This window comes from Bacillus sp. GMs2/2, from assembly GCF_050172095.1.
Lineage (GTDB): Bacteria > Bacillota > Bacilli > Bacillales > Bacillaceae_G > Bacillus_A > Bacillus_A cereus.
Genome location: NZ_JBNLYE010000365.1, coordinates 1 through 3864, shown reverse-complemented (window position 1 = coordinate 3864; position 3864 = coordinate 1). Strand labels below are relative to the sequence as shown.

Here is a 3864-nt window from a genome sequence, read left to right as displayed (position 1 = left end):
TATCAAATTGCACGAAAAAAATAAAGGATTCTGACAATTTATGACTAATAACAGAAATAAGGGGCAACATTTGTAAAATATATTTTTAACTGGGGGTTTTGTATGATTCAAGTTCGAAATCTAGTAAAATCATTCGGTTCACTTGATGTGTTAAAAGGAATTGATTTAGAAGTAAAAGAAAAAGAAGTTGTTGTTTTAATTGGTGCCAGTGGTTCTGGTAAAAGTACATTACTTCGCTGTCTTAACTTTTTAGAAATGTACGATGAAGGCGAAATTCACTTACAAGGTGAGCGAATTGATCCAAAGCATTCAAATTTAAATAAAGTCCGTGAAAATGTCGGTATGGTTTTTCAGCACTTTAACCTCTTTCCTCATATGACCTCACTAGAAAACATCATAGAAGCACCTATTCACGTAAAAAAATTAGAGAAAGCAAATGCAAAGGATATTGGAACTCAACTTCTCCAAAAAGTCGGCCTTCAAGATAAAGCGGATGTAACTCCTCATCTTCTTTCAGGTGGTCAAAAACAGCGCATTGCCATTGCACGAGCTCTTGCAATGAGCCCTAAGATTATGCTATTTGATGAGCCTACCTCAGCTTTAGACCCTGAACTTGTTGGAGAAGTATTGCAAGTTATGAAAGAACTTGCTGAAGAAGGGATGACAATGGTTATTGTTACTCATGAAATGAATTTCGCAAGAGATGTAGCTGATCGCGTCATCTTTATGGATGATGGAAAGATTGTAGAAGATGCTCCGCCAGCACAATTCTTTTCAGCTCCATCACATGAACGGGCAAAACAATTTTTACGCAACGTTTTATAATGTAACTTTTGTTTCGAACGAAAAACAATACATTCATACGGTGCACAACTAATCATCCAAATAAAATATTTCAATAACATACTAAAAAACCATCCGTATGATCAATATATAGGAGGGGTTTTATGAAAAGAAAACTATTAACCATTGTTGCTAGCATTACACTATGTACATCTTTCATACTAGGAGCTTGTAGCAAAGAAAGCTCTACTACTTCAACAAATGGTGAAAAAGAATTTCGCTATGCGATGAGTGGATTATACAAACCTTTTAACTATAAAGAAAATGACGGCAAACTTGTCGGTTTTGATGTAGAAATCGGTGAAGCTCTTGCTAAAAAGATGAACATGAAGGCTACGCCAGTTACAAACCCATGGGAAACGCTGATTCAAGGTCTTCAAGCGAAGAAATATGATGTAATACTGGGTAGTATGGCAATTACAGAGGAGCGCTTAAAAGCTGTTAGTTTCTCAAATCCGTACTATCGCTCTGGCGCCCAAATTTTTGTAGCTAAAAAGAATAACGCTATCTCTTCTCCAGAAGATTTAAAAGGTAAGAAAATTGGTGTTGTAAAAGCTAGTACCTTTAAAAATCTTGTTGCAAAATATACAGATCAAATCACTGAATATGACAGCGATATTACTGCTCTTATGGATTTAGAGCCTGGGCGTGTTGACGCAGTAATTACGGATCAAATGGTTGGTCTACGTATGATAAAAGAAGGAAAATCAAATATAAAAGAAGCCGGAAAACCATTAAATCTTGATGAAATGGGAATTGCTATTCGCAAAGATGATAAAGAAATGGTTGAGAAAGTAAATAAAGCGTTAGATGAAATCATTAAAGATGGTACGTATGAAAAAATCAGTAAAAAATGGTTCGGGCGTAATATTCTCGGTGAAGAGGAAAAAACGAAGTAAGTTAGCCATTCAAAAGATTCATAAACAGTGCCCCACTGATTAAATGTTCATTTTATGTGGGGCATTTCATTCTCTACTAAAATCTATACAATATGAGGTGAAACACATGTTTGAAATTTTTATCTCTACCTATCCCACACTCTTAAAGGCTACTATTGTCACATTACAATTAACATTAACCTCCCTAGTACTCGGTTCATTAATTGGATTATTATTTGCTTTCTTTCGAATCTCGAATAACAAAGTTTTAAATAGCATTGCTCATATCTATATTGCTATTATTCGTGGTACACCTTTAATCGTTCAAATCGCAATTCTCTATTTTGGCATTACATCTGTCATTGTTTTCTCCCCTTTTTGGGCAGGAGCAATCGCTTTAGCAATTCATAACGGTGCATATATTACGGAAATTTTCCGTGGATCCATTCAATCCGTCGACCGGGGACAATTGGAAGCCGCTCGCTCCTTAGGTATGCCTTACCCTTTAGCTATGCGCCGGATTATATTACCACAAGCATTTCGTCTGTCTCTTCCTCCTCTAGGAAACCAATTTATTATCGGATTAAAAGACTCTTCACTTGTCGCTTACGTAGGACTGTCCGAGTTATGGGGATCAGGTTTATCAATTGCAGCAGGTAACTTCCAACAATTAGATACTTACATAATCGTTGGTGTATACTATCTCGTACTTGTTCTTCTATTTACTTATTTTGTTAATCTCTTAGAAAAACGACTACAACGAAAAGAAACTAACTCCGTCCAATTCCATAAAAAGAACAAAAAGGAAGTTTCTTTATAAGAAAAAGCAAGCCTGAGATGGCTTGCTTTTTCATTGCAAAAATATATTAATTTTTACTGATTTACTTTTTTAATACTCTTTTCTTCCTCTATATGTTCCTCACGATATGAAATATTATGAGGATCTAGTCCATTTCCTAAAGAACCATAGAAATGCTCTCTATGCGGATCCACTAATTCACTTCCTTGATAATACACACGTGGTGTATTCCATAGCGCTGCCAAAGCTTTTGTCATCGGCATCTCATGATAGCGTTCCGGCCACATTTCTTTAATCTTCTCTTTTACTAACGGATAGTATTTAGAACTCATAGCAGGAAACAGATGATGTTCTGTATGATATGAGAAATTGAAATGTAAAACGTCTACCCAGCGCGGCACTGTTACTGACAAACAGTTTGCTAACGGATCATTTACTGGAACAATTGGATTTAAGCGGTGATTTGTTGCGATATATGCCATTACAATAAAGTTAGCAATTAACAACGGAATGACATATGCAAATAACCATTTTCCAGGTCCCATAATAAACAATAAACTAATCCAAACTGTCCAAGGCAAAAGAAGTTGAAGCCATACAGATTTTTGATTGGATGACTTGAACTCTTTTATAAAATGAAAGAACATTCGAGTCGAATGCAATGTAAATTGAATTGTTAGTGACAGAAAACTAAAGAATGAACGTACATGTAAAGGCATACGATATACCCAACTCAAAAACTTACTCTTCTTAAGTTTCTCAAGTGTCGGCCATGCATCCGGATCATTCTCTTCATGCTGTGTATGAACATGATGCGTTGCATTATGCCACTTTCTCCAAAGCTTTGGCCCTGTTGATAATGGCATAAATGCAATCGCGCCTAAGAAATCACGAAGCCATGCCTTTCTTACAACAGTTCCATGTAAAATTTCATGCCCTAAAAATCCAAGTGAAGCAAAACATAATCCAAGAACAATCGCAATTCCTAGATTCGCCCACACATTCAATTCAAATACACCAATCGATATTAACCCCGCCAATGCCACAAGCAAATAAGCCAGTCCACCAAATAAACGAGTAGGCACTGGTTTAAATGCTTTTTTCGGCAAATGTGGTGATACACGTGCTGCATACCACCCAAACGTATGAAGCTCCTTCATCCTTTTGCTCCTTTCTTATGCCGCGCCTTGCGCAACTTACATATATCAATTCTTGCTTCCAGATTGATTTTACTAGATGATCCAAAAAGCATCTATTATAAGGAAAATATACTCACTCTATCGTCACTTATTTTTCGCTTTTATTATCAATGAAAAACATTTCTCTTTTTACTCTCTATCAACC

4 protein-coding genes are annotated in these 3864 nt (G+C 36.1%); 3 read left to right on the top strand and 1 reads right to left on the bottom strand.

Annotated features, from left to right (window positions below; translation table 11 throughout):
• Positions 1-102 precede the first annotated feature (102 nt).
• From ACQGS6_RS24335 to ACQGS6_RS24325, 3 genes are all read left to right on the top strand, one after another.
• Positions 103-825: an amino acid ABC transporter ATP-binding protein gene (locus ACQGS6_RS24335; protein WP_000616925.1), complete on the top strand. Its 723-nt coding sequence runs from the start codon at positions 103-105 to the stop codon at positions 823-825.
• A gap of 122 nt (positions 826-947) precedes the next feature.
• Positions 948-1742, top strand: a complete 795-nt coding sequence (locus tag ACQGS6_RS24330) for an ABC transporter substrate-binding protein (protein ID WP_000823768.1) — start codon at positions 948-950, stop codon at positions 1740-1742.
• Between the two features lie 43 nt (positions 1743-1785).
• Entirely contained in the window at positions 1786-2541 is a 756-nt protein-coding gene (locus ACQGS6_RS24325; protein ID WP_003283038.1) for an amino acid ABC transporter permease, read from the top strand.
• A 53-nt stretch (positions 2542-2594) separates the two neighbouring features.
• Here ACQGS6_RS24325 and ACQGS6_RS24320 read toward each other — a convergent pair whose 3' ends face one another.
• Positions 2595-3680 (bottom strand): fatty acid desaturase family protein, encoded by a 1086-nt coding sequence (locus ACQGS6_RS24320; protein WP_000661226.1) that lies wholly within the window; start codon positions 3678-3680, stop codon positions 2595-2597.
• Between the last annotated feature and the right edge of the window lie 184 nt (positions 3681-3864).